This window comes from Paenarthrobacter sp. NPDC089988 (assembly GCF_044748465.1).
Classification (GTDB): domain Bacteria; phylum Actinomycetota; class Actinomycetes; order Actinomycetales; family Micrococcaceae; genus Arthrobacter.
On sequence record NZ_JBIVGD010000004.1, the window covers coordinates 203045 to 224492 of the forward strand.

The following is a 21448-nucleotide window of genomic DNA, read 5'->3' on the forward strand; positions in this document are numbered from 1 at the left end:
CATGAAAGAATAGGAACCATGGCTGAATCCCCCCGCGTGTCCCTCGCTTCCGAACCCCTCGCCCTTGGTGCCCTTGACGGCCGCTACCGTGCCGCCGTCGCGCCCCTCGTTGACTACTTGTCCGAGGCCGCCCTCAACCGCGATCGCGTTCACGTTGAAGTCGAGTGGCTCATCCACCTGACCAGCCAGTCCGTACTGCCGGGCGCAGGTCCGCTGTCCGATGACCAGGTCGCCAAGCTGCGCGCCATCGTGACCGGCTTCGACGCCGCCTCCGTCAACGAACTCGCCGAGATCGAGGCCGTTACAGTGCACGACGTCAAGGCCGTGGAGTACTACATCGGCCGTCGCCTCCCCGCCATCGGCATCGAAAACCTCACCGCTATGGTGCACTTCGGCTGCACGTCCGAGGACATCAACAACCTCTCCTATGCCGTGGGAATCAAGGGGGCCGTTGAGGACGTTTGGCTCCCGAACGCCACCGCGCTTGTCCAGCAGATCCAGGCCATGGCTGAAGCCAACCGGACCGTTCCCATGCTGTCGCGCACCCACGGCCAGCCCGCCACTCCCACCACCCTTGGCAAGGAACTGGCAGTCATCGCACACCGCCTGAACCGCCAGCTCGCCCGCATCGCGAAGACCGATTACCTCGGCAAGATCAACGGAGCCACCGGCACGTACGCGGCGCACGTCGCTTCGGTACCCAGCGCGGATTGGGAAGCCGTCGCCAAGTCCTTCGTGGAAGGCCTGGGCCTCACGTGGAACCCGCTGACCACGCAGATCGAAAGCCACGACTGGCAGGCCGAGCTGTACGCGGACATCGCCCGTTTCAACCGCATCCTCCACAACGTATGCACGGACATCTGGAGCTACATCTCCATCGGATACTTCCGCCAGATTCCGGTTGCCGGGGCCACGGGTTCGTCCACCATGCCGCACAAGGTCAACCCGATCCGCTTCGAAAACGCCGAAGCCAACCTGGAGATCTCCAACGGCCTCCTGGACACCCTGGGCGCCACGCTGGTGACCTCGCGCTGGCAGCGTGACCTGACGGACTCCTCTTCGCAGCGCAACATCGGGGTTGCCTTCGGCCACTCGCTTCTGGCAATCTCCAACGTCGCCAAGGGCCTGAAGGCCCTCGACGTCGCCGAGGATGTGCTCGCCGGCGATCTCGACACCAACTGGGAAGTCCTGGGCGAGGCCATCCAGATGGTCATGCGTGCAGAGGCGATCGCTGGCGTCGACGGCATGGAGAACCCCTATGAGCGCCTCAAGGACCTCACTCGAGGCCAGCGCGTGGACGCAGCCCGCATGCAGGAATTCGTTCAGGGCCTGGGCCTTTCAGCCGACGCCGAAGCACGTCTCCTCGCGCTCACGCCCGGCAAGTACACGGGCATCGCCGACAAGCTGGTGGATCACCTCCAGTAACTGGATTCGGACGACGTACAAGAATCGAACGACGGCGGCGGGCCGGGCTGGTGCCCTGCCCGCCGCTGCGGCTTTCAAGGTACTCGGGGACGGCAGTCAATACCGAAATTGCAGTGAAATAGCTGCAACTTCCCGGGGTTGCCTGGAGATTTGCGAACCTCGGGGATCTGCGGAGTGGCCACCGGATGGAGGGCCGGGTGTCAGACCCGAAGGCTAGGCTGGACTACGGAATCGCGGGAACGCGAACCACGGTACGGCAACCCGGCTACCAGTGAGGAGCGGAGCAGCCATGAAGCTCCTGTTGATCAGGCACGGACAGACCCCCGGCAACGTCGCGGGTGAGCTGGATACGGCATTTCCCGGGCCAGGGCTCACCGAACTGGGCGAACGGCAGGCAGCAGCGTTGCCGGAGGCGCTCAAGGACGAGTCAATCGAGGCGTTGTACACGTCCACGCTGCTCCGCACGCAGCGCACTGTGATTCCCCTGGCCAAGGCGACTGGGCTGGAACCGGAGATCCTGGATGGTGTCCATGAGATCGAGGCCGGTGCGCTGGAGAAGAAGACCGACCATGAATCGCACAGGCGTTACATGGGCACGGTGTTCGCTTGGAGCAGCGGTGACCTCGATGTGAGGATGCCGGGGGCCTTCACCGGGCATGATTTCTTCGCCAGGTTCGACGCGTCGGTGGAAAAGGTGGCCGCTGCAGGTCATGCGACGGCGGCAATCATCAGCCATGGCGCCGCCATCCGTTGCTGGGCCGGACGAAGGGCCGAAGACATAGATACGTTGTTCGCCGAAACCCATCAGCTGCCGAACACGGGAATCGTGGCTCTTGAGGGCGACCCGAAGAATGGTTGGCGCGTGCTGCATTGGGACCAGATCCCCGTGGGCGGACTGGCTTTGGCAGACCAAACCACAGAAGACCCCACCGGCGAAGTATTCTGACATGGCGAGTTGGGAGGCGTCCACTGCAGTTCTTCCGAAGCTTACGCACAGGAAACACAGCGGTAACCGCTGCTTCCTAGGATTAAGTCGCATCAACACCTCAGCGGCACCATAGCGAAGTGAGGCACACATGCAGACTAATCCCCGGCTCAACATCCGGCAGGTCACCTGGGCGAATCCCGTGGGCGCGGACCTCCGTGCGGCCCAGCAGGCAGAGCTGGATTCCCGATTCGGAACCCCGGATCACGAACCGGGTCCACCGCCGTCCGAAGCAGATACAGCGGTGTTTGTGGTTGCCTACGAGAAGTGCTCGGGCCAGCCGCTCGGATGCGGCGGCCTTCGGATGCTCGATGAACGCACTGCAGAGATTAAGCGACTGTATGTGGTGCCCTACGCCCGGGGGTCGAAAGTGGCCAGCTCCATCCTTGCGGCACTTGAGGCGCAGGCACACTCGCACGGATTCACTGTCATTGCGGCCGAAGCCGGGTCGGCACAATCGGACGGACGCAGCTTCTACGAGAGCGCCGGCTTTGCGGAGGTTCCAAATTTTGGGCCGTACATCGGGGTCAGCGGCTCGTACTGCTATTCCAAGCAGATCGATTCCCATAGCGCTTCCCACACGGCCATGGCATGAGCCGCCAGCCCTTGCCGGTGTGAAGCCCGCGAAGACGCAACATCCGGCGCACGTCCGCACACTTCGATAATCTCGGCATATGGAAAAAGCAGACATTACCTTCCGGACGCGCAAATGGGTGCGGCCCGAGGACCTCAACGCCAACGGCACGCTCTTTGGTGGCAGCCTGCTCAAGTGGATCGACGAAGAGGCCGCGATCTACGCCATCCTCCAGTTGGGCAACGGCCGTGCCGTGACCAAGTACATCTCGGAGATCAACTTCGTCAGCTCGGCCGTGCAGGGCGACCTGATCGAGATGGGCCTGACCGCCAAGAAGTTTGGCCGGACATCCCTGACCATGCGGGCCGAAGTCCGGAACATGATCACGCGCCAGAGCATCCTGACCATCGAGGAAATCGTGTTCGTAAACCTCGGCGCTGACGGTCGTCCGCAGCCCCACGGCTACACCGAAATCACCTATGACCGGGACCGGATCCCCACGCACCACCTAACCCAAACGCCCGAAGCGGGCTGAACGGCCCGCCGTCGCGAGGCGGCAAGGCCACGGGGGGCGCGGCCCGCCGTCGCGCGCCTTCGCCGGGTGGCGCGGCTCTCCAGACGCCTCGTTCCAGGTGAGCCTGCCGGGCGGTGCGCTTGCCGACTGCGCGTCTACCGGACAGGCCCGGACCCGGGCCCTGGGCCCGGGTCTCCGCGCCTACGTCAGGTAGCGGAACACTGTCCAGCTCTGGGCGTTCAGGCAGCAATCGGAGAGGTGCCGCGCGCTAAAGGTTGCTTTGCGGGTGTTTCCTGCGGAGCGGAAGATTGCCTTGCCTCCGCAGGCGAGGCACACGAATTGCTGCCGGCGGGGTTCCTGCCGGTTGTTATCCAGGTTGTCGAAATCCTCTGCGTCCCAGTCTTTGCGGTCAGCGAGGCACAGTGCCCTTCTCATGCTGTGACTTTCATTCAGCGCGGATGCGAGTTGACCCCGGGGATGCGCGTAAAACCCGGTCTGCGGGTTGGCTCGGGGTGCTTATACGGGTGCTGGCGGCCGCGTGGGACGCGGCCGCCAGCTTGTGTTTTCCGGTGACGGGAGTGTGTGCCACCGGAACCTGTGGGAGCGCTGCACGGGAAAGTGTCAGCGCCTGAAGGGTTCAGCGTCGGTCGAAGGTGAGTCCGCCGGGGACCTGGAAGGTGGGCATGAGTTCGAGCATGCCCACGTTGACGTGGCGCGGGGTTTCGATCGCGTAGTCCAGGGCGTTGACGATGTCGTCGGTGGTGAGGGATTCGTAGCCTTCGTAGTAGGTCTTCCAGGCCTCTTCCATGGCTTCGGGGGAGCCGCCCATGTTCCGTCCGAAGATCTCCGTTTCCACCCGGCCCGGGCAGATCTCGGTGACGCGGATGCGTTTGCCCACGGTGTCGTTGCGCAGTTGGCGGGAGATCTGGTGCACCGCGGCCTTGGTGGCGTGGTAGACCGTGTGGCCGTAGAAGTTGTACAGCCCGGCGATGGAGCTGATGTTGACCACGTGGCCGAGGTCCCGTTCCACCATGCCCGGCAGGACCAGGCGGGTGAGCTGGAGCAGGCCGCGCAGGTTCACGTCCACGAGTTCGTCGATGTCCTGTTCGGAGGAATCCAGGATGTTTCCCGGCCGGGACACCCCGGCGCAGTTGACCAGTACGTCCACTTTGAGGTCCCCGACGGCGTCGGCCAGTGCTGCGGTGTCGGTCAGGTCCACCACGTGCGGGACAGCCCCGGTGCGCTCGGCCAGTTCGGCCAGGCGTTCCTCGTTCCGGGCCACGGCGTGGACCGTGAGGCCGCGCTTGGCCAGGCGCTCAGCGATCGCGGCGCCCATACCCGTGGACGCGCCCGTGACCAAGGCGGTGGTGTAGTCGGAAAATGACATGGGATCCTCCAAAAAGGTGGGAAAAGGGGGCGGGCACCATCAACCAACTGACAGCACCCGCCGGTTGTAGATACTTAGGCGTCGCGCAGTGGTTCGTGCGCGCGGTCCTTGACGGTGCTGACCGCAATGAGCGTGCCCAAGGCGGTGACCACTGCATAGAAGGCCGGCATGTAGATGTTGTTGGTGCTGCTGATCAGCCAGGTCATGAGCAGCGGTGCGGTTCCACCGAACAGTGCCGAGGAGATGTTGTAGCCCACGCCGTAGGCGGAGTAGCGGACCCGGGTTGGGAAAAGTTCCACGAGCAGGATGTGGATCACAGCGGTGTGCCCGGCGAAGATGACGGCCATGATGCAGGCACCAAGGATGGCCAGGCCCATCTGGCCGGTGGCGATCAGTGCATAGGACGGGATGCCAAGGACAGCCATGGCGATGGCCGAACCGGCAATGACCTTCTTGCGTCCCAAGCGATCGGACAGGGCGCCCATGAACGGGATGGCAATGCAGATAACCACGAGGCTGCAGGCGGTGACCAGCAGGGCTTCGCCGATGGTGAAGTTGAGCTGCTTGCCCTTGAGGAACGTGGGCATGTAGGAGAAGAGAACGTAGTAGCCGGAGCCGTTCATCAGCGGAATGAAGAGTGCCAGGAGCATGGCGCGGCGGTGGACCGGGCTCGCCAGGGCTTCCTTGAGCGGGTTCTTGGACAGGCCGCCCTCTTCCTTGAGCTTTTCAAAGTTGGGGGTGTCGCTGATGGCCTTGCGGATGTACCAGCCGATGATGCCCATGGGAATGGCGACCAGGAACGGGATGCGCCATGCGAAGGAACCGAAGCCGCCGCCGTCGATGGCTGCTTGGGTGAGCCACGGGGACATGGCGTAGGCAACCAGGGTACCGGTGAGCAGCGCCGCGAAGGAGGCGATCTGGGCGTAGGAGGTGATGATGCCGCGCTTGCCCTCTGGGGCGTGCTCAGCGAGGAAGGTCATTGCGCCGGCAGCTTCGCCGCCCACGGAGAAGCCCTGGACGAGGCGCAGGAGGACCAACAGGATGGGGGCAGCGATGCCGATGGCCGCATAGGGCGGGAGCAATCCGATTCCTGCGGTGGCGACGCTGATGAGCATGATCACGAAGACCAGTAGCTTCTGCCTGCCGATCCTGTCGCCGAGGTAGCCGCAAACAATGGCGCCGAGCGGACGGACGAAGAAGGAGACCGCGTAGCCCGCGAACACAAAGAGGAGGGCGTTGTCCGGGTTTCCGGGGGCCAGGAACACGAGTGCCAGCGTTCCCGCCATGAAGGCGAAAATGCCGTTGTCGTACAGTTCCACGAAGATGCCAACACAACCTGCGGTGACAACCTTGCGGGTTTGGCGGCCTGTGAGCCGCTCATGCTGCTCCGGCGCAGCATTTGCTGGTGCGGTCATGACTTTTCCTTACTGGGGATGAACGTAGCAACGCCTACGGGTTACGAGGACAGGTTCTTCAGCTGCATGCCGCAACCGGCAGGTCCTGCCATTGGGGACGGCATCCGATGCCGAGGAGTCCAAAAACGGTGGTGACGGATTCGCGGAGGGTTTCAAGCTGGGCACGCGAGCGTCGATGGGCGGCAGTTGCTTCTGCCACCGAAGTCTTGCGGAAACGGACCTTGTCCCCCGGCCGCGCCTGGGCCAGGACATCCAGTCCATTGCTGGTGACCACCGCAAGGACGGGATACCCGGCGGTGACGCCGCGTCCGCGGTGCAGGACCAGCAATTCTTCCCTGGAGGGAACCTCGACGGCGCCCACTGGCACACCGCGGGAAAGCACCTCGCCGCTTGAGGTTCTTTCCGGTAGTTCTCCCCCGAGCCGCAGGCCGATGTGGTTGCTGCGGCCGCTGACGGTGTACTCGGAGGAGAAAAGCAGTTCGCCGGATTCACCGAATTCGGTCACGTCGGGCCCGTCGGTCACGTCGACCAACAGGTTTGGTCCCATGCTGGGCCGCTCGAGACCCAAGCGGAAAAGCGGGAGATCGAAGTAGGGTTGCCGCACCGGACCCACGGTGCGCCTGGTGGCAAGGGTGGTTCCTTCTTTGAGCTGCAGGCCGAAGCCCACCACGGTGTCCGGAGCGACGCTGTCCAGCAGTGTCTCCGCCTCCACCGAACCATGAATTGCCAGGTAGGCACGGAGGCCGCTGTGGATGCCACGGATGGAAACCGACTCACCAGCGCGGACCGAAACCGGTTCCCACTGGCTGCACGGGCGTCCACCGACAGTGAGCGTCAAGGGAGCACCCGTGACCGCGATCAGGATGTCCACGCTGGTGGTCATCCGGAAGTCCAGGGCGGTGATCTCCACGAGAGGTTCGTTGTCCAGGTTGCCGGCCAGGATGTTGGCTGCACGAGCGGAGTATTGATCAAGTGCACCGTTTACGGGGAGCCCAAAACGTGGTCCACGGAAGCGGCCAAGATCCGTGACCACCGAGTTGCCAGGCTGCTGGATGCGGATTTCGCCGGTCATGGCCGTGCCTCCGCTTCCCGGGGTGCCAGTTCGTTGCCGGCCAATGCGTGGAAGTCTCCTACCTCGATCTGGCGGAACCGGAGGATATCGCCCGGCTTGTAGGGGACCAGCGGTTCGCGGCGGATGTTGAGCACTGTCAAGGGGGTCTGGCCGATGACGCACCAGCCACCTGGTGCCACCGCCGGGGCAATGACGGCTTGGCGGCCGGCAACCGAGACGGCGCCGGCAGGAACGCTGAGCCGGGGATCCTTCAAGCGGGGCACAGGCTTGGGGAACGCCGGCCCGTCCATCATGGGGGAACCGGCGGGTGCTCCCAGGCAACGGATGGTGTACGTCTTTTCGGTGTGGAGGCGGATGACGTCCTCGGTGGAGATGCCTTGGTATTCGGCGACTTTCTCCAGGTCCGGGCCAAATTCGCCGCCGTAGACCACGGGGACGTCGAACTCACGGGGAGACGCCGCAGAACCTGCGGATCGACCGAGTTCGCCCAAGCCAAGCTTGACGAAGGCGCGCATCTGGCCGGCGGACACCACCACGGGATCGAACTCAACCAGCACGGAGTCGTAGGTGGGAACCGCAGCATGGAGGCCCTCGGCACCGCAGTCTTCCAGCCAGTCGGCCAAGCGGTGGACCGTCAGCCAGTTGTCTTCGCTGGCCGCCGAGATCGCAACCACCCGAAGCGCGGAATCACCCGATTCGTAGATCTCGGTAGGAGCCACTGTCAGGACGGACATGTCAGGCCGCCTTCCTCTTGGCATCCAGGACCTCAGCCAGCGGAGCAATGCGCACACCGGCTGCGACCAGCTCGGAGCGGATCAAGCGGGCGAGTTCCACGGCGCCGGGGTTGTCGCCGTGCAGGAGGACGGTATCGACGTCGATGTCCATGTCTACGCCATTGGCGCAGCGGAGCTTGCCTTCGACCACCATGCGGAGGGTCCGCTCCACGATTTCTGCAGGGTCGTGGAGGACGGCGCCGGGCTGGCTGCGGGGAACCAGCGTGCCGTCTTCCTGGTAGGCACGGTCCACAATGCCGACGATCGCTACATCCAGCCCTGCTTCACGGGAGGCTTTGGCGAGTTCCCCTTCCTGCGCCACGACGATGAGCTCGTTGTCCACGCGGGCGGCCGCCTCTGCGACGGCTTTGGCGTAGTCGGCGCGGACGGCCACCAGGTTGCCCAGGCGTCCGTGGGGCGCAAGGTGGGTCACCTTGGTGCCGTGGAAGGCCGCGAAGCCGTTCAGGGCACCCATTTGGTACAAGACATCGTTCTGGACCTCGCCCGCAGAAAGGCCCATGTCCCTGCGACCGAAGCCGCGCAGGTCGGGAAAGCTCGGGTGTGCTCCGATGCCGACTCCGCGCCGGACGCACTCGGCAACGGTTGCTGCCATGATGTCCGGATCGCCAGCGTGGAACCCGCATGCGATATTGGCGCTTGAGACGATCTCCAGGAGCTCCGAGTCGTCGCCAATGGTGTAGGCGCCGAATCCTTCTCCGAGATCCGCAACAAGATCAATCATCCGGTTCACGTGGTTCTCTTTCCGTGGTTCTGCAAATATGGTCCGGACAATAAACAGCCTTCAGAAAGGCAAAGGATAATTTCCGGAGAATGGCAATCGCTGCTGGAATTCCCAAGCGTCGCCGCAAGTTCTTTCCAAAAGTCTCGCATTGGTCAACCACGTTGCACAAAGACCTAATAGCTATCCCGTGATAGCTCTCCGTTATGACGTGCACCACCGTGGGCTGTGTCCGCGGTCCCACCAACCACGCGCTGGCAGTGCCGCTATATTTGATCATCGGGACTTGCCACCCTGGGACTCCCCCGCCCGGCACTCGTGACTCCCAAGGAAGGTAGATCCATGGACACGCGGAAGCTCTCATACTTCGTCCAAATCGTTGATTCAGGGAGCATCACCAAGGCCGCTGCCGCCCTGCACGTGGCGCAGCCGGCTCTCAGCCAGCAGGTCTCGGCGTTGGAAACGGACCTCAAGCAACGCCTGCTGATCCGCAGCAAGCAAGGGGTGGAGCCCACGGCGGCCGGCCACACGCTGTACCGCCACGCGCAGTCCATCCTTCGCCTGGTTGAGCAGGCCAGGCAGGACGTGGCCACCTCCGGCGCAGCACCGTCCGGACGCGTCTCCATCGCGATCGCGCCGTACAGCATGGCCTCCAGCCTGACGCCCCAGATCATCAGCGAAGTGGGGCGGCGCTACCCGGACATCGTGGTCCACCTGACGGAGATCTTCGGTGGCGTCCTGAGCGAGGCCATCAAGAACGGCCGCCTGGACATGGCACTCATCTACGAACCCGGAAAGATCCGGGGCGTGCAGTTCACCACCATGATCGTGGAGGACCTGCACCTGGTGGTCCACCCGGACGTGGACCTGACCCATGGCAAGACCACCATCACCCTCAAGGAAGCCAGCTCGGTGGGGCTCTTCCTGCCGGAAAAGAACCACACCTTGCGCCAGATCATCGAGAAGGGCATGGCAGACCAGGACCTCGAACTCCGATTGGTGGGCGAAGTGGAATCCGTCCCCTCGCTCACCCGCCTCATCAGGGCCAACCTCGGCGGAACCGTGGTCCCCAAATCGGCGGCCGATGCCCTGTTCCCGGACCAGGACTTCAAGGTCCTTCGGATCGTCGAACCCGGCCTGCAGAGCAAGATTGCCCTCTGCACCCCGGACCACGAGCCGCTCTCCGAGGCTGCCTCGGCAGTGCTCCTGGTGGTCAAGGAGATGCTGCATCAGCAGCTGATCTCGAAGTATGGAACTGACCCGGTGCAGCTGCCCGCGCATCCATAACGAAGTCTTATCCGGACAGACAGCTTTGGTCTTATTCAAATCCGTGTGAGTTACCTAATATCGAATTAACAAGAAATTCGAAATACAACCCACGGAAACCGCGGGCCTGTTCAAAGGATAAAACGGTGAAAAAGATCAACTCGACCGGATGGGTTTCCAATCCAACCCGCGGAACGATCAGCGCACGTACCGGATTTCACTGCCCGCGGAATGGTTTCTGGCGTCCCATTGGCGGAGTCGGCGAACCGTTGTTCGTCTTCGAAGGCAGCCTGATGCCGGCACACGCCGGAAACAGCATCGAATGGCACCTCGTGGACACCCGCCCCGGACACGCAGGCCTCGACTAAGCCCACGCCCCGCCGAACGGCACCGCCCAACCCGGCCAGCCGCCGTCGTACGTCAATCACCGCCGCACCGCACCCAAGGCGCCCTGCCACGGACCCACAGTCCAGGCAAGGCGCCTTTCTTGGCCCCTACCTGTGCCCGGCGTCGGGCAACGGATTGCGCCCGGCCACGCCTCCCCGCCACGCCGCCCATAAACCGTGCCGGCCGTGCAGCCAACAGCCAGCAGCCAGCAGCCAGCAGCCAGCACAAGGCAACGCCAAAAGGGCCGGTCACCGTGGTGACCGGCCCTGCGGCGTGGGAACCTAGTCCTCGACCAGCAGCCCCTTCTGCTTGAGCTTCTCAGTGAGGCCGCACAGCTCAATGGTGTTGCCGCCGTCGTGGTAGAGCTTGATGAGCTCGCGTTCGTGGTCGTCGCGGGCCTGGGACAGCGCGATGACTTCCTCGGCTTCTTCACGGCGGACAACAACCACACCGTCAGCGTCGCCGCGGAGGATGTCGCCCGGGTAGATGATCTCGTCGCCGAAGACGATCGGGTGGTTGATGGGGCCGAGGGTCTCCTTGACGGTGCCCTTGATGGACACGCTGCCGGAGAACACGGGCAGGCCCAGTTCGATCAGGTCCTGGGTGTCGCGGACGCCGGAGTCAGTAACCATGGCAGCGATGCCCTTGGCCTTCATGGCGTTGCCCAGGACGTCGCCGAACGTACCGGCCTCGGCCATTTCCTGCGCACCGACCAGCACGACGTCGCCCGCCTGTGCGTAGTGGATGGCCACCTGGAGCATGAGGTTGTCCTGCGGAGCACAGGCAACGGTGACAGCCGGGCCACAGAAGGACATGGAGCGGTCGATCGGCTTGATCCGGGAGCTCAGCGCGCCTCGGCGGCCCTGGGCTTCATGGATGGTTGCGGAGGAGAACTTGGCGAGGCGGGCGACGACGTCGGCGTCGGGGCGCTCGAACTTGGTCTTGACGTGGATCATTTCCTGGATCTTTCTAGTTGAGGGCGTTGACGGCATCGCGGATGGAGTCCACGCCGGCGTTGATGGTCTCCAGCGAGGTGGCGAAGGAGATCCGGAAGTACGGGCCCAAGCCGTAGGCCGAGCCTTGGATGACGGCCACGCGGGCGGCGTCCAACAGGTAGAGCGTGAAGTCCTGGTCGTTTTCGATGACGCGGCCATCGGGCGCGGTCTTGCCGATCACGCCGGAGCAGTTCACGTAGGCGTAGAACGCGCCTTCCGCCGGGGCTACGGACAGACCGTTGATGGCGTTCAAACCCTCGACGGCGGCATCGCGGCGCTTGCGGTAAACCTCCACGCTGTCGCGGACGAAGGACTGGTCGCCATTCAGTGCGGCGGCCGCGGCCGCTTGGCTGATCGACGACGGGCACGAGGACGTCTGCGACTGCAGCTTGTTCATGGCAGCGATCAGCGGTGCAGGTCCCACGCCGTAGCCCAGGCGCCAGCCCGTCATGGCGTAGGCCTTAGACACGCCGTTGACCAGCAGGATGCGGTCCTTCAGCGCCGGGGAGGCCGTGACGAGGCTGGTGACGCGGCCTTCGCCGAAGTAGACCTCGTCGTAGATCTCGTCGGTGAGGACGAAGACATGCGGGTACTCCTCGAGGACGGCACCGAGGGCCTGGAGTTCCTCACGGGAGTAGACGGCACCGGTGGGATTGGACGGTGCGTTGAGGATGAGCCACTTGGTCTTCGGGGTGATGGCTTCCTTGAGTGCGGCCGGGGTGAGCTTGAAGCCGGTTTCCTCGCCGCACGGAACGATCACGGGAGTGCCGTCGTTGGCCAGGACCATGTCCGGGTAGGACACCCAGAACGGGGCGGGGACAATGACTTCGTCGCCTTCGTTGAGGGACGCCATGAGCGCGACGTAAAGGACCTGCTTGGCACCGCCGCCGATGGTCAGCTGGTTGCCTTCGTAGCTGTGGCCGGTGTCCCGCTGGATCTTGTTCAGGATCGCGGACTGCAACGCGGGGGTACCGGTGACCGAGGTGTACTTGGTCTCGCCTGCGTTAATTGCCTCGATCGCGGCGGCCTTAATGTGGTCCGGGGTGTCGAAGTCCGGCTCGCCGACAGTCAGGTCGATGATCGGGATGCCTTCAGCTTTCAATTCGCGGACGCGGGCGGCCGCGGCGACGCTGGCTGAGGCCTTGATGCGGGTGACCCTCGACGCCGGCAGGAACTCGGACATGTCTCCTCCAGGAATGTGGAACTCGGGACGCGCGGATTCGCGGATCCCTTTGTTCGAGACTAAGTACGTCCGGGGTGCTGTGGATAAGACCTAATGTGCGTGGATTCATAAGGGGGCCTTATGACGTGGGTCTCTTTGTGGGTTGCCTGAGCCTGAAACCGCACGATTGGGCGTGTATGGGCCCTCATCCATGCACTTTGCTTATGGGTTCACGCGGTATTGGTATTTCCACGGGCGGGTGAACGGTGCCTAGATTCGAGGGGTCAGCAGTGCCCAAATCCTGTTTGAAAGGGAGCCCATGCCAACGCAAACCCGGCCACGCCAGCACTCGGCTGCGGCGTCACCCACCATCCAGCCGGGTTCGGCACGGTCCGGTGAATCGCACCAGGCCCAGGGGCGTTCGGCCACGGGGCGGTACACCTACCGCGCCAACTCCCAGGCACGCCCTGCATCAACTCCCAACGCCGAGCACGCCAAGCTCGCCCACGCGCTGGGCGTCCACCGGCAACTCCTCTCCCACGCCGCCAGTTCCATCAGGACGTTGACTGCGACGAGGAACGACCTGATCGCACAGGCCGTGGAGGACGGACTGTCCCTGGCCACCGTCGCAGCAGTCACCGGGGAAAACCTCCGTACCGTCCGAACCATAGCTTTGGCTTATGACGATCTGCACGTGAGCGGCCTCCCCCGCCAGGCCCAACTGGATGCGCTCAAGGCCAAGAGCCAGGAGTTGCAGGCAACTGAAGAACACCGTGACCAGATCACCGAACGCCGGGAAGCCCTGATTGTCATGGCACTCCGCACTCAGGTTTGCGACGACCTTGAACTTGCTTCACTGACCGGCCTGACGCCGGACCACATCCGCCGCTCCACCCGGGGTATCGCCCGCCTGGTGTAAAGCAGGGCCGCGCCGCCCTCCACTGCCGGCCCCCCAAAGGCGTGAAGACAGCGGAAGCCGACCGGCCGCCGTCGTACGTCTGTGCGCGGCCACCAAACGGTACGGACCGTTGTCTCCCGGCGGTCGCGCCGGTAGAACTGAGTGATGAGTGACGTGAATTCGTGGATGGACCAATACCAGCGAGCATGGACCTCGAACGAGCCGGATGACATCCGTGCGCTGTTCACCGAGGATGCTGTCTATAACACCCGGCCGTTCGACCCGCAGGCCTGGCACGGGCATGAAGCAATCGTGAACGAGTGGACGGGTGATTCCTCGGACAAGCCCGAGGACTGGACCTTCGAGTGGACCCTCCTGGGCCAGGACGGCGACACCGCGTTCGTCCAGGGCCTGACCACCTATCTCAACGGCCAACCCGCCTACGACAACCTGTGGGTCATCCGGTTCGCCGAGGACGGGCGGGCGCGCGAGTTCACTGAGTGGTACATGGCGCGGAAATAGCTACCGGGAGCTGACCCATCCGGGTCAGTAGCTGTCGCGTTCGGCCTTCTCCGACGCCGGGATAAACGTCTTCGCGAAACCCTCCGAGGCACGGGCCAGCACCGATACGTCGGCACCGACCAGCACGAAGGAGGCTCCGGCGTCGAGATACGCCCGGGCGGTGTCCGGGTTGAAGGCGTTGACGCCGGCGGGCTTGCCTGCCGCTTTCGCGGCTTCGAGGCAATGCTCGACGACGGCCCTCACCAACGGGTTTTCCTGCTGTCCCAGCAGGCCCATGGAGGCTGCGAGGTCCGAGGGTCCGAGGAAGATGCCGTCCACGCCGTCGACAGCGAGGATCTCTTCCACGGCGGACGCGGCGGCCTCGGATTCGATCTGGACGGTGAGGCTGATGGTTTCCGATGCCGTGCCAAGGTAGTCCGGGACCCTGTTCCAGCGGGAGGCACGGGCCAGTGCGGAGCCGACGCCGCGCACGCCGTGGGGTGGGTAGCGGACAGCGGCGACGGCGGCAGCGGCTTCGAAGGCCGAGTTGACCATGGGGATCAGCAGGTTCTGCACGCCGAGGTCCAGGTATTGCTTGATGACCACGGTGTCGTTGACCGGGGGCCGGACCATGACCTGCAGAGGGTACCCACTCACTGCGTGGAGTTGGGAGAGGATCGATTCGAGGCCGTTGGGGCTGTGCTCGGCGTCGATCAAGAGCCAGTCCAGGCCGGAACCGGCGCAGATTTCGGCCACGAGCGGACTTCCGGAGCACACCCACATCCCCGCGAGCGGCCGGTCCGCCTCCGCAAGGGCGGTGTAGAAGGTTGGGGTCAGTTGAAGTGGCATGTGACAACTCCCAACGGTCCGTAGTCGGCGTGGACGGTATCACCTTTGTACACCCACAGGGGCCGGGTAAACGAGCCTGCCAGGATGATATCTCCGGCCTTCATCGAGTCGCCGTGCGCCGCGATCTTGTTGGCCAGCCAGTGGACCCCGTTGGCCGGGTGGTCCAGGACACCGGCGGCCACTCCGGTTTCCTCGACGGTCTGGTTCTTGTACAGGATGGCCGAAACCCAGCGCAGGTCCACCGCATCCGGCTTCACCGGGCGTCCGCCGATCACCATGGCTCCCATCGCCGCGTTGTCCGAGATGGTGTCCACGATGGTCCGGCCCTCCATCTCGATCCTGGAATCCAGGATCTCGAGGGCCGGAACTACGTAGTCGGTGGCGTTGAGGACATCGAAGATGGTGCAGCCGGGGCCCTTGAGCGAGTCCTTGAGGACGAAGGCGAGCTCCACCTCCACCCGGGGGTGGGTGTACTGGTCCCAGGCCACGGAGCAGCCGGTTTCGAAGACCATGTCATCGAAGATCGCCCCGTAGTCCGGCTCGGTGATGCCCGTGGCGGCCTGCATGGCCTTGGACGTGAGTCCGATCTTCCGCCCCACCAGCGTGCGGCCGGCTTCCTCGTTCCGCTGCCGCCACAACTGCTGCACGGCGTAGGAGTCCTCCACGGTCATTTCCGGGTAGCGGGCGGTCAGTCGCGGCACCGGTTTACGGTTCCGGCCGGCCTCGACCAGTTCGTCGGCAATGGCTTCGATCGTCTTCGCGTCCAGCATGGTTCTAGACCTGCGCTCCCAGTTTGAATCCCTCTGCTGAATTGCCCTCGGTGGGGCGGGTGTAGGAGAACCCGTCGGCGCCCACGGTCACGGCCATCTCCGACTTCTCTTCGCGTTCGATCACCGGTTGCGGGTTGCCGTCGAGGTCCAGGACGAGGGAGGCTTCGGTGTACCAGGACGGGACCACGGGGTTGCCCCACCAGTCGCGGCGCTGGTTGTCGTGGACGTCCCAGGTGATGGTGGGGTTGTCCGGGTCGCCGGTGTAGTAGTCCTGGGTGTAGATCTCGATGCGGTGCCCGTCCGGGTCCAGGATGTAGAGGTAGAACGCGTTGGACACGCCGTGGCGTCCAGGGCCGCGCTCAATGCGGTCGCTGATGCGCAGGGCGCCCATCTTGTCGCAGATCTGGATGATGTTGTGCTTCTCGTGCGTGGCGAACGCGACGTGGTGCATGCGGGGTCCGTTGCCGCCGGTGAGTGCGGTGTCGTGCACGGTCTGCTTGCGGTGCATCCACGCGGCGTACGTGACGCCGTCGGAGTCCTTGATGTCTTCGGAGACGCGGAAGCCGAGGTCTTCGAGGTACTTCCGGCCGCGCGGGACGTCCGGGGTGACCTGGTTGAAGTGGTCCAGGCGGACCAGTTCACCGGCGGAGTACAGGTCGTAGCGCTGGGTGAGGCGTTCGACGTGCTCCACGTCGTAGAAGAACTCGTACGGGAAGCCCAGTGGGTCCTCGACGCGCACGGAGTCGCCCACGCCCTTGGTGAAGCCTTCCTTGCGGCGTTCCACCCGGCAGCCGAGTTCGCGGTAGTAGGCCTCGGCGGCGTCCACTTCGGCGGGTGACTTGACCCGGTAGGCGAAGGCGGCGACGGCGGCTACCGGGCCCTTGCGCAGGACCAGGTTGTGGTGGATGAACTCTTCCAGGGAACGCAGGTAGATCGCGTTCTCGTCTTCCTCGGTCACGTGCAGGCCCAGGACATCGACGTAGAACTCGCGGGACTTGGCCAGGTCGGTGACCACGATGTCCATGTAGGCGCACCGGACAATATCCGGGGCCGGGACCGTGGGGGTAGGGATGGGGCCGGTGAAGGGGTTGCTCATGATGGTCTCTCTTCGTTGAAAGGTTTTTAGGCGCCGAACTTGGGCGTGTGGACGGAGCCGAGGGTGATGTGCACGGCCTGCTGGTCGGTGTAAAAGTCGATGGAGCGGTAACCGCCCTCATGGCCCAGGCCGGAGGCCTTCACGCCGCCGAACGGGGTGCGCAGGTCGCGGACGTTATGGCTGTTAAGCCACACCATCCCGGCCTCCACGTTCTGGGAGAAGTTGTGGGCCCGGGTAAGGTTCTGGGTCCAGATGTAGGCCGCCAGGCCGTACTTGGTGTTGTTCGCCAAGGCGAGGGCTTCGTCGTCGTTCTCGAACGGGGTGATGGCCACGACGGGACCGAAGATTTCCTCCTGGAAGATCCGCGCGTCAGGTGCGACGTCGGCAAACACCGTGGGTGCGATGTAGTTGCCTTCGGGCAGGTGGTCGGGTCGGCCCCCGCCGGCGAGGAGGCGGCCTTCGGACTTGCCGATCTCCACGTAGGAAGCGACCTTCGCGTAGTGCTCGGGGTGGACGAGCGCTCCGACCTGGGTCTTGGGATCGTGCGGGTCACCGACCACGATGTTCTTGGCCCGGGCGGCGTACTTTTCGCAGAACTCGTCGTAGACGGCGCGTTCCACCAGGATCCGGGACCCGGCGGTGCAGCGTTCGCCGTTGAGGGAGAACACGCCGAACAGGGCCGAGTCGATCGCGGCGTCCAGGTCCGCGTCAGCGAAGACCACGCACGGGGACTTCCCGCCGAGCTCCATGGACAGGCCCTTGAGGTTGGCGGCTGCGTTGCGGAAGATCGTCTGGCCCGTGGTGGTTTCGCCCGTGAAGGAGATCAGCGGAACCTCGGGGTGCTTCACCAACGCGTCGCCGGCTTCCTCGCCCAGGCCGTTGACCAGGTTGAACACACCATCGGGCAGGCCGGCGTCCTTGAAGATGGTGGCCCACAGGGACGCCGACAGCGGGGTGAATTCGGCTGGCTTCAGGACCACGGTGTTGCCGGTGGCCAGGGCGGGAGCGAGCTTCCAGGACTCGAGCATGAACGGGGTGTTCCACGGGGTGATCAAACCCGCGACGCCGATCGGCTTGCGGTTCACGTAGTTGATCTGCGAACCGGGGACCTTCATGGCGTCATCGAACTGCGCCACGATCAGGTCAGCAAAGAAACGGAAGTTCTCGGCAGCGCGCAGGGCCTGGCCCTTGGCCTGGGTGATCGGCAGGCCGGTGTCGAACGTCTCGAGCTCGGCGAGGCGGGCTTCCTGGGCCTCGACCGCGTCCGCGATCCTGTTCAGCACCCGGGCGCGCTCACGCGGCTTCATCTTCGGCCACGGACCGTTCACGAACGCTTCACGGGCAGCCGCGACAGCCAGGTCGATGTCTTCCTTCTGGCCCGCAGCGGCGGTGGCGTAGTTCTGGTTGGACACCGGGTCCAGGACATCGAAAGTCTTCCCGGACACCGAATCAACGAATTCGCCGTTGATGAAGTGCTGGATGTGCGTAGGGAGATTCTCGGGGACGTAATGCTTGGTGGTTTCTACGGAGGTCGTCATCGTTGAGTTCCTTTAGTTGGTGGTTGCCAGGTAGGCGTCGAGGGTGGCGGCGCGGTGTTGGCGGGCTGCCTTTTCGATGGTGTCGGCGTCCGCTCCGGACTCGATGAGCTGGAGCAGGGCCTCGTGTTCGCGCACGGATTCCTGGGCCCGGCCTGGGACGAAGCGGAACGTGGACGAGCGCAGGGACGCCAGCCGGTTCCAGCCGCGGTGGACCAGGTCAAGGATGTGCGGGTTGGGGCAGTGTTCAAAGAGGACGCTGTGGAAGTCCTGGTTCAGGGTGGTGAACCGGACCGGGTCGAAGTGCTCCAGGCACTCCCGCATCTCGGCATTGACCGCACGGGCCCGGGCGATCGTGGCGGGATCGATGAGCGGTGCGGACAACGCGGTGGCTGCGCCCTCCACGATGCTCAAGGTCTGCATGGTGTAGAGGTACTCGGTGGGATCGATCCCGGAGACCGTGGCGCCGACGTTCCGTTCGAATTTCACGAGCCCTTCGGCTTCCAGCCGGCGGATCGCTTCGCGGACCGGGACCACGCTGAACCCAAGGTCCTCGGCGATCTTCGCGAGCACCAGCCGGTAACCTGGCGTGTAGGTACCCTCTACGATCCGGGCCTTCACGGCCTCATACGCTTGCTGGGATTTGCTCCCGACGGCGGTTTCAGTCACCTTGGGCTCCTTCCGTGGCAAGCCACTCCTTGTACCGGGCCTGCCATTGGGCATTCATCGGGTAAAGGCCATCCACGCTGTTGCCTTCCTGGACCATCTGGAAGATGAACACTTCCTCTTTTTCCTGGGCGATGCAGTCATCCACGAGTTCCTCGGCGATGGCCGGCGGGATGACCAGGATGCCGTCGGAGTCGGCCACAATGATGTCCCCGGGCTGCACGGTCGCGCCGCCGCAGGCGATGGTGATGTCTGTGTCCCACGGGATGTGCCGGCGACCGAGGACCGCAGGGTGCGGGTTGGCGAAGTAGGTGGGCATCTCCAGGTCCGCCACGGCGGAGTAGTCACGAACGCCGCCGTCGGTGATGATCGCAGCGGCGCCACGGACCTGGGCGCGCAGGGCCAGGATGTCACCCACGGTGCCGGTGCCCTTCTCTCCGCGGGCTTCCATCACCAGGATTTCGCCCTCGTTCACCGAATCGATCGCGCGTTTCTGGGCGTTGAATCCGCCGCCGTGGGTCTTGAAGAGGTCCTCGCGGTTGGGCACGTAGCGCAAGGTGCGGGCCAGGCCCACCACTTTGCGGTCCGGGCGGGTGGCCTGCAGGCCGTCGATGCTCACGTTGTTCAGCCCGCGCTTGCGCAGCTGCGAAGACAACGTGGCCGTGGCGACGGATTCCAGCTTGGCCTTCAACTCCGGGGTCAGCGCGCTCGCGACCGGTGCCAGTCCGGCGGCTTCGCGGGAGCCGTAGGCCTCTTCCCGCTGGGTGTCATCGGTCTTGGGGCGGGCACCAAAGTCCGCGAACGGCGTCGTACCTTCCGTCACCTTGGTGGTCAGGCGTCCGGTGCTGAAATCACCAGCGGTGACCTCAATTTCGACGACGTCCCCCGGCGCAGCGACCGAAGCGCCGGCGGGGGTGCCGGTGAGGATGATGTCGCCCTCCTCCAGCGTCAGCAGCTGGGAGAGGTCCGCGACGAGCTGGGCGAAGGGGAAGAGCAGGTCCTCGGTAGTGTCGTCCTGGACGAGTTCGCCGTTGTGCCAGGTCCGGATCCGCAGCCGTGCGGGGTCCACGGCGTCTGCCGGGATCAGGGCCGGACCGACCGGAGTGAAGCCGTCGCCGCCCTTCGACCGGACGTTCGAGCCCTTATCCGCGTACCGGAGGTCGTAGACGCCGAGATCGTTGGAGGCTGTGACCCACTCGACGTGGCTCCACGCGTCATCCAAGCCAACGCGGCGGGCAGCCTTGCCGATCACCAAGGCGATCTCGCCCTCGTAACCCAGCAGCTCGCAACCGGCCGGACGCTCCACCGTGCCCGGCGCCTCGGCCGAACCCAACGCCAGCGACGACGACGGCTTCAGGAAGTAGGACGGCTGCACGGGAGTCCGTCCACGCTGGGCAGCACGGCTCGGGTAATTGATATGGACCGCGATCACCTTGCGCGTCCGGTCCAGCACATCCTGGCCCAACTCCTGCGTCCGGAACTCCACTGTCACGAACCGCTCCCTCCAAATATCTGATGGCCTTCGCTATCAGGTACGAAATCGTATACGAAAACTATGGCCCGGTTTGCTGGTGGCGTCAACCCCCTTGTTGATCGTCAACGGTTTGCTGGATCATTCGCTTGGGCCCCGGCCCGCGTGAATCCGAGGTTTGCCCCGAGTGGTCCGGGGGATAATCCAGCAGAAGTGGTTCATTCTGTCAGTGGCCTCCCGTAGGGTCGGGGGCATGGACATCATCCTGGTACCCGGTTTTTGGTTGGACGCTTCGTCATGGGAGGAGGTAACACCTGCCCTCGTGGATGCGGGCCACACGATTCATCCGTTGACGTTGCCGGGATTGGAGGCGCCAGACGCTCCGCGGTCCGGGATCGGCCTGCGGACGCACATCGATGCGGTGATCGAAAAGGTTGATTCGCTGGACGGTGACGTGGTCCTGGTGGGGCACTCGGGCGGCGGCGCCATCATCCATGGCGTTGCAGATGCCCGCCCGGACCGTATTGCCCGCGCCATCTATGTGGACAGTGGACCGCTCGGAGAGGGTGCTGTCATCAACGACGAACTGCCGAATGATGGTGATGACATTCCCCTGCCGCCCTGGGAAGGCTTCGAGGACGCGGACCTGATGGACCTGACAGACGAACTCCGCGATATGTTCCGCGCACGGGCAATTCCGCAGCCCAAGGGAGTGGCCTACGACCAGCAGCGTCTCCACGACGTTCGCCGCTACGAGGTCCCGGCCACGATCATCGCGTGCGAATTCCCGTCCGCCATGCTCACCGAAATGATGGACGCCGGGCATCCGTTCACTGAGGAACTGGCCCGCGTCCGCGACGTCGAACTCGTCGACCTGCCCACGGGACACTGGCCCCAGTTCACCAAGCCCGCCGAACTGGGTGAGGCGATTCTCAGGGCCGTTGAGCGGACCGCTTAACGCCGGAGCC

General features: G+C 64.4%; 23 protein-coding genes. 9 read left to right on the forward strand and 14 right to left on the reverse strand.

What is annotated here, in order from left to right; genetic code table 11:
- Positions 1-18: 18 nt before the first annotated feature.
- From purB to ACIPV6_RS07920, 4 genes are all read left to right on the forward strand, one after another.
- Positions 19-1425, forward strand: coding sequence for an adenylosuccinate lyase (purB, locus tag ACIPV6_RS07905; RefSeq protein WP_400270346.1), 1407 nt, complete (start codon positions 19-21; stop codon positions 1423-1425).
- A 289-nt stretch (positions 1426-1714) separates the two neighbouring features.
- Positions 1715-2371 (forward strand): histidine phosphatase family protein, encoded by a 657-nt coding sequence (locus ACIPV6_RS07910; protein WP_400270347.1) that lies wholly within the window; start codon positions 1715-1717, stop codon positions 2369-2371.
- Between the two features lie 130 nt (positions 2372-2501).
- Positions 2502-3005 carry a GNAT family N-acetyltransferase gene (locus ACIPV6_RS07915; protein WP_400270348.1) on the forward strand — a complete coding sequence of 168 codons (504 nt, stop codon included), beginning with the start codon at positions 2502-2504 and terminating at the stop codon, positions 3003-3005.
- Positions 3006-3084: 79 nt separating this feature from the next.
- Positions 3085-3519: an acyl-CoA thioesterase gene (locus ACIPV6_RS07920; RefSeq protein WP_397324526.1), complete on the forward strand. Its 435-nt coding sequence runs from the start codon at positions 3085-3087 to the stop codon at positions 3517-3519.
- 180 nt (positions 3520-3699) lie between these two features.
- Here ACIPV6_RS07920 and ACIPV6_RS07925 read toward each other — a convergent pair whose 3' ends face one another.
- The 6 genes from ACIPV6_RS07925 to ACIPV6_RS07950 all read right to left on the reverse strand — a co-directional run bounded on the left by ACIPV6_RS07925 (position 3700) and on the right by ACIPV6_RS07950 (position 8896).
- Positions 3700-3933, reverse strand: a complete 234-nt coding sequence (locus ACIPV6_RS07925; protein WP_400270349.1) for a hypothetical protein — start codon at positions 3931-3933, stop codon at positions 3700-3702.
- Between the two features lie 202 nt (positions 3934-4135).
- On the reverse strand, positions 4136-4885 hold the full coding sequence (locus ACIPV6_RS07930; protein WP_400270350.1) for an SDR family oxidoreductase: 750 nt from the start codon (positions 4883-4885) through the stop codon (positions 4136-4138).
- A 74-nt stretch (positions 4886-4959) separates the two neighbouring features.
- Entirely contained in the window at positions 4960-6300 is a 1341-nt protein-coding gene (locus ACIPV6_RS07935; RefSeq protein ID WP_397324522.1) for an MFS transporter, read from the reverse strand.
- Positions 6301-6358: 58 nt separating this feature from the next.
- Complete coding sequence (locus ACIPV6_RS07940; protein ID WP_400270351.1) at positions 6359-7372, reverse strand: biotin-dependent carboxyltransferase family protein; 1014 nt, start codon at positions 7370-7372, stop codon at positions 6359-6361.
- The gene (locus tag ACIPV6_RS07945) at positions 7369-8106 is read right to left on the reverse strand and encodes an allophanate hydrolase subunit 1 (RefSeq protein WP_400270352.1); all 738 of its coding nucleotides are present in this window, start codon (positions 8104-8106) and stop codon (positions 7369-7371) included. Before ACIPV6_RS07945 ends, ACIPV6_RS07940 begins: the two co-directional genes overlap by 4 nt.
- 1 nt (position 8107) lies before the next feature.
- Positions 8108-8896: a LamB/YcsF family protein gene (locus ACIPV6_RS07950; protein WP_400270353.1), complete on the reverse strand. Its 789-nt coding sequence runs from the start codon at positions 8894-8896 to the stop codon at positions 8108-8110.
- A gap of 330 nt (positions 8897-9226) precedes the next feature.
- On the opposite strand from ACIPV6_RS07950, the gene ACIPV6_RS07955 reads away from it, so the two are divergent.
- Together ACIPV6_RS07955 and ACIPV6_RS07960 are read left to right on the forward strand one after the other, a co-directional pair.
- A complete protein-coding gene (locus tag ACIPV6_RS07955) occupies positions 9227-10171 on the forward strand; it encodes a LysR substrate-binding domain-containing protein (RefSeq protein WP_400270354.1) in 945 nt (314 codons plus the stop codon).
- Between the two features lie 125 nt (positions 10172-10296).
- The gene (locus ACIPV6_RS07960; RefSeq protein ID WP_397324515.1) at positions 10297-10518 is read left to right on the forward strand and encodes a hypothetical protein; all 222 of its coding nucleotides are present in this window, start codon (positions 10297-10299) and stop codon (positions 10516-10518) included.
- Between the two features lie 300 nt (positions 10519-10818).
- Here ACIPV6_RS07960 and ACIPV6_RS07965 read toward each other — a convergent pair whose 3' ends face one another.
- Positions 10819-11493, reverse strand: a complete 675-nt coding sequence (locus ACIPV6_RS07965; RefSeq protein ID WP_397324513.1) for a 4-carboxy-4-hydroxy-2-oxoadipate aldolase/oxaloacetate decarboxylase — start codon at positions 11491-11493, stop codon at positions 10819-10821.
- 13 nt (positions 11494-11506) lie between these two features.
- Positions 11507-12715, reverse strand: coding sequence for an aspartate transaminase (locus tag ACIPV6_RS07970; protein ID WP_400270355.1), 1209 nt, complete (start codon positions 12713-12715; stop codon positions 11507-11509).
- 298 nt (positions 12716-13013) lie between these two features.
- Between ACIPV6_RS07970 and ACIPV6_RS07975 the strand changes: the two genes are divergently transcribed.
- Together ACIPV6_RS07975 and ACIPV6_RS07980 are read left to right on the forward strand one after the other, a co-directional pair.
- Positions 13014-13613, forward strand: coding sequence for a hypothetical protein (locus ACIPV6_RS07975; protein WP_400270356.1), 600 nt, complete (start codon positions 13014-13016; stop codon positions 13611-13613).
- A 144-nt stretch (positions 13614-13757) separates the two neighbouring features.
- Positions 13758-14114 (forward strand): nuclear transport factor 2 family protein, encoded by a 357-nt coding sequence (locus tag ACIPV6_RS07980; protein WP_400270357.1) that lies wholly within the window; start codon positions 13758-13760, stop codon positions 14112-14114.
- 24 nt (positions 14115-14138) lie between these two features.
- Here ACIPV6_RS07980 and ACIPV6_RS07985 read toward each other — a convergent pair whose 3' ends face one another.
- The 6 genes from ACIPV6_RS07985 to ACIPV6_RS08010 are packed head-to-tail and all read right to left on the reverse strand — an operon-like array spanning position 14139 to position 20501.
- Complete coding sequence (locus ACIPV6_RS07985; RefSeq protein ID WP_400270358.1) at positions 14139-14942, reverse strand: HpcH/HpaI aldolase/citrate lyase family protein; 804 nt, start codon at positions 14940-14942, stop codon at positions 14139-14141.
- The gene (gene hpaH / locus ACIPV6_RS07990) at positions 14927-15712 is read right to left on the reverse strand and encodes a 2-oxo-hept-4-ene-1,7-dioate hydratase (protein WP_397324505.1); all 786 of its coding nucleotides are present in this window, start codon (positions 15710-15712) and stop codon (positions 14927-14929) included. The genes ACIPV6_RS07985 and hpaH overlap by 16 nt, the downstream gene beginning before the upstream one ends.
- A 4-nt stretch (positions 15713-15716) precedes the next feature.
- Positions 15717-16808: a 3,4-dihydroxyphenylacetate 2,3-dioxygenase gene (gene hpaD / locus ACIPV6_RS07995; RefSeq protein ID WP_347108852.1), complete on the reverse strand. Its 1092-nt coding sequence runs from the start codon at positions 16806-16808 to the stop codon at positions 15717-15719.
- A 26-nt stretch (positions 16809-16834) separates the two neighbouring features.
- Positions 16835-18346 (reverse strand): 5-carboxymethyl-2-hydroxymuconate semialdehyde dehydrogenase, encoded by a 1512-nt coding sequence (gene hpaE, locus ACIPV6_RS08000; protein ID WP_400270359.1) that lies wholly within the window; start codon positions 18344-18346, stop codon positions 16835-16837.
- A gap of 12 nt (positions 18347-18358) precedes the next feature.
- Positions 18359-19012 (reverse strand): GntR family transcriptional regulator, encoded by a 654-nt coding sequence (locus tag ACIPV6_RS08005; RefSeq protein ID WP_397324501.1) that lies wholly within the window; start codon positions 19010-19012, stop codon positions 18359-18361.
- Positions 19005-20501, reverse strand: a complete 1497-nt coding sequence (locus tag ACIPV6_RS08010) for a fumarylacetoacetate hydrolase family protein (RefSeq protein ID WP_400270360.1) — start codon at positions 20499-20501, stop codon at positions 19005-19007. Before ACIPV6_RS08010 ends, ACIPV6_RS08005 begins: the two co-directional genes overlap by 8 nt.
- 232 nt (positions 20502-20733) lie before the next feature.
- On the opposite strand from ACIPV6_RS08010, the gene ACIPV6_RS08015 reads away from it, so the two are divergent.
- Positions 20734-21438: an alpha/beta fold hydrolase gene (locus ACIPV6_RS08015; protein ID WP_400270361.1), complete on the forward strand. Its 705-nt coding sequence runs from the start codon at positions 20734-20736 to the stop codon at positions 21436-21438.
- Positions 21439-21448: the final 10 nt, after the last annotated feature.

Bases quoted from the DNA above. Each gene is read 5' to 3' on its own strand.
- purB (WP_400270346.1), top strand. From the start codon at position 19: ATGGCTGAATCCCCCCGCGTGTCCCTCGCTTCCGAACCCCTCGCCCTT.
- ACIPV6_RS07910 (WP_400270347.1), top strand. From the start codon at position 1,715: ATGAAGCTCCTGTTGATCAGGCACGGACAGACCCCCGGCAACGTCGCG.
- ACIPV6_RS07915 (WP_400270348.1), top strand. From the start codon at position 2,502: ATGCAGACTAATCCCCGGCTCAACATCCGGCAGGTCACCTGGGCGAAT.
- ACIPV6_RS07920 (WP_397324526.1), top strand. From the start codon at position 3,085: ATGGAAAAAGCAGACATTACCTTCCGGACGCGCAAATGGGTGCGGCCC.
- ACIPV6_RS07925 (WP_400270349.1), bottom strand. From the start codon at position 3,933: ATGAGAAGGGCACTGTGCCTCGCTGACCGCAAAGACTGGGACGCAGAG.
- ACIPV6_RS07930 (WP_400270350.1), bottom strand. From the start codon at position 4,885: ATGTCATTTTCCGACTACACCACCGCCTTGGTCACGGGCGCGTCCACG.
- ACIPV6_RS07935 (WP_397324522.1), bottom strand. From the start codon at position 6,300: ATGACCGCACCAGCAAATGCTGCGCCGGAGCAGCATGAGCGGCTCACA.
- ACIPV6_RS07940 (WP_400270351.1), bottom strand. From the start codon at position 7,372: ATGACCGGCGAAATCCGCATCCAGCAGCCTGGCAACTCGGTGGTCACG.
- ACIPV6_RS07945 (WP_400270352.1), bottom strand. From the start codon at position 8,106: ATGTCCGTCCTGACAGTGGCTCCTACCGAGATCTACGAATCGGGTGAT.
- ACIPV6_RS07955 (WP_400270354.1), top strand. From the start codon at position 9,227: ATGGACACGCGGAAGCTCTCATACTTCGTCCAAATCGTTGATTCAGGG.
- ACIPV6_RS07965 (WP_397324513.1), bottom strand. From the start codon at position 11,493: ATGATCCACGTCAAGACCAAGTTCGAGCGCCCCGACGCCGACGTCGTC.
- ACIPV6_RS07970 (WP_400270355.1), bottom strand. From the start codon at position 12,715: ATGTCCGAGTTCCTGCCGGCGTCGAGGGTCACCCGCATCAAGGCCTCA.
- ACIPV6_RS07975 (WP_400270356.1), top strand. From the start codon at position 13,014: ATGCCAACGCAAACCCGGCCACGCCAGCACTCGGCTGCGGCGTCACCC.
- ACIPV6_RS07980 (WP_400270357.1), top strand. From the start codon at position 13,758: ATGAGTGACGTGAATTCGTGGATGGACCAATACCAGCGAGCATGGACC.
- ACIPV6_RS07985 (WP_400270358.1), bottom strand. From the start codon at position 14,942: ATGCCACTTCAACTGACCCCAACCTTCTACACCGCCCTTGCGGAGGCG.
- hpaH (WP_397324505.1), bottom strand. From the start codon at position 15,712: ATGCTGGACGCGAAGACGATCGAAGCCATTGCCGACGAACTGGTCGAG.
- hpaD (WP_347108852.1), bottom strand. From the start codon at position 16,808: ATGAGCAACCCCTTCACCGGCCCCATCCCTACCCCCACGGTCCCGGCC.
- hpaE (WP_400270359.1), bottom strand. From the start codon at position 18,346: ATGACGACCTCCGTAGAAACCACCAAGCATTACGTCCCCGAGAATCTC.
- ACIPV6_RS08015 (WP_400270361.1), top strand. From the start codon at position 20,734: ATGGACATCATCCTGGTACCCGGTTTTTGGTTGGACGCTTCGTCATGG.